Origin of the sequence: Nocardia sp. NPDC101769, from assembly GCF_044766925.1 — a bacterium.
Classification (GTDB): domain Bacteria; phylum Actinomycetota; class Actinomycetes; order Mycobacteriales; family Mycobacteriaceae; genus Nocardia.
This window is the reverse complement of the sequence record NZ_JBIWMX010000148.1, coordinates 1-1206: the sequence shown is the minus strand read 5'-3', so window position 1 is coordinate 1206 and position 1206 is coordinate 1. Positions and strand designations below refer to the sequence as shown.

The following is a 1206-nucleotide window of genomic DNA, read 5'->3' as shown; positions in this document are numbered from 1 at the left end:
GACCACCCACCCCCGCAAGGAGGTGGGGACTTTTCCTGGCCACCAGTGGATACCTCACCCGGCCACCAGCGGCGACTTCCATATGGCCATTGACATTCCCCGAGGGCGTCGCGCTGTTGTTGTACTGAATCAGTCACCGGTCAGAGTTCACCGGTGTATTCGTTGAACGGAACAGCTGATTGCCAAAGCTTTTCCTTCACGCTTCGGCAGTAAGCAGCAATACCCGGGTCTGTGGTTATTGCTGCACCAGCGGGCTTACCGTCGTTGTCCACCAGGTTGAAACCTACAGTTGTGTCATCGAACAGCCACCAGTCATCCGGTGGGACTTCCCCGGCAAGATGCCGGGGAAGATACCGGATGTCTTCCCCTGCCTCCACGTTGCTCGCTGTGATCGACAGCAGCCAGCGCTGATAATCGCTGTGCGGCTCGGTGATCACACGAACCCGGGTAACCCGTACTCCACGGCTAACGGCCTCCTGGACAAGCTCAGTCCACGGTCGCTTGCCGTACTCCGGTACCGGAGGTTCACCGTTGAGGAATCGTCGCAACGGTTCCGACTCGGCAGGCACGGAGTAGGTGTCCCTCACCTCCAGGTGGAATGCCTCCTGTTGGGCCTCCCTGAACAGTTCAGGCCACGGGCTGGGCTGCCGCAGTAACACCGTAGAAAGTCCTCTCCGCTTTAGGCACTTCAACAGCGGTCTCGTGGGGCTCCATGTCCAGCCGGACCACCGTCTCCGGGTCGGTGATCGGTCGGCCGGACACCAGGAATGTTCCCCGGCCGGTATCGCTCATCGTGGCACCGATGAACGTATCCGGCTCCGCGAACCCCAACAGCAGGTGCGGAATCTCCACTGTCCCCGGTGTCTCGGTCTTCCAGCCCACCACAACATAAGTGTCGGTATCGGTCGCGTACAGCGACGGGCATTCCCCGTCGCCTGATCCACCCTTGCCCAGGAATTTCGACAACATGATCAAGGCTCCCATTCGGACTAGGCGCAACTATGCTTGCGCCTCTTGATTGTTTCTCTCCGATGTCATGCCTGACCTCGTATCAGGCCAATTTCGGCATAGTTCGGCATAGGTGTGGCCTGAAGGGCTGGGGGTTTCTTAGCCTCGATCCACCGACCCGGGTTTCGGGTTGGTCTGCGCGCCGAGGGCGCGCAGACCAAGCGGTTTTAGGTGTGGGGTAACCGCTGGTCTGCCCAG

General features: G+C 60.1%; 2 protein-coding genes. Both read right to left on the bottom strand.

What is annotated here, in order from left to right; translation table 11 throughout:
• Positions 1-140: 140 nt before the first annotated feature.
• Positions 141-587: a DUF6879 family protein gene (locus tag ACIRRA_RS46060; protein WP_402782512.1), complete on the bottom strand. Its 447-nt coding sequence runs from the start codon at positions 585-587 to the stop codon at positions 141-143.
• 40 nt (positions 588-627) lie between these two features.
• A complete protein-coding gene (locus ACIRRA_RS46055; RefSeq protein WP_402782509.1) occupies positions 628-969 on the bottom strand; it encodes a hypothetical protein in 342 nt (113 codons plus the stop codon).
• Positions 970-1206 lie beyond the last annotated feature (237 nt).